Origin of the sequence: Vibrio sp. 10N.247.310.24, from assembly GCF_041467175.1 — a bacterium.
GTDB lineage: Bacteria > Pseudomonadota > Gammaproteobacteria > Enterobacterales > Vibrionaceae > Vibrio > Vibrio tasmaniensis_A.
The window spans coordinates 1-1,173 of the sequence record NZ_JBFSUD010000194.1 but is presented as its reverse complement, the minus strand read 5'-3'; the positions used below and the strand labels follow the sequence as shown (position 1 = coordinate 1,173).

Sequence of the window (1,173 nt, the reverse complement as noted above, 5' to 3'; positions counted from 1 at the left end):
AAATGGAAGAGCGCGATTTGCACTACGCGGCGCAGCTGCGCACCCGTAAGTTGGCGGTTGCTGCTATTGAGCCTACCGTTGAACCTGCCAGTGATGAGCAAGTTGATCTCGATATGGCTGATCGCGTTCGTGACATCATGGCCGAAGACCAAATACCAGAACTGTTTTTTGATTTGCTTGATGGCCTAGGTAAAGGGTTAGCCGTTGTACAAGTGCTTTGGGATACCAAACAAACACCATGGAAACCACAAGATTATAAATGGGTAGACCCTCGCTATCTTCGTGCCGACCAAGACACGCTTGAAGACATTCTATTGATTAGTGATTCTGCGCCAAGTGGCGAGCCGTTAGAGCCGTATAAGTTTATGGTGCATACGCCTCGATCTAAATCTGGCATTGTTTGGCGTAACGGTTTAGCGCGTTTGGTTGCCGTGATGTACATGCTTAAATCGTTCACGGTTCGTGATTGGTGGGCGTTTGCTGAAGTGTTTGGCATTCCAGTTCGTGTGGGTAAGTACGGCCCGAACGCCAGTACCGAAGATATCAACACACTAGTAAATGCCATTGGTCGCATTGCCAGTGATGCAGGTGCGGTGATTCCTGAATCCATGAAGCTAGAGCTTATCGAAACGGCCAAAGGCAATGGCGGTGAAACACTGTTTGAAAACATGGCCCGTTGGTGTGATGAGCAAACCAGTAAAGCGGTACTTGGCCAAACCATGACGGCTGATAACGGCAGTTCGCAATCTCAAGCCAATGTTCATAACGAAGTACGTATGGATATTGCTAAGTGGGATGCGCGCCAACTTGAAGCGTGTGTGAATGAGTACCTGGTTAAGCCCTATGTGATCCTGAACTGGGGGGTGCAAGAGCGTTACCCTAAAGTTCGCATTCGAGTGCCAGAGCCAGAAGACTTGAAGATGTTGGTCGATAGCTTGAAGCCAATGATTGAAAGTGGCATGCGCGTATCTGCAAGTGAAGTGCGTGAAAAGTTTGGGCTACGTGAACCAACCGACGATGAAGATGTGCTGATGCCAGCAAGCGCGGTACTTGCTCAAAACCTTCCTGCGACCAATCGAGATAAATCAAAGGTAGCGATTAACCGCATAAGCAAAACGGCTGAAGCGGAAATGAACGACTTAACCGATGAAGCCATGAGCGACTGGGAAGAAG

General features: G+C 48.8%; 1 protein-coding gene. It reads left to right on the top strand.

Going from position 1 to position 1,173, the window contains the following annotated elements:
- Positions 1-1,173: DUF935 domain-containing protein (locus AB6E08_RS23375; RefSeq protein WP_372160360.1), on the top strand; the 1,173-nt coding region annotated here is incomplete at both ends.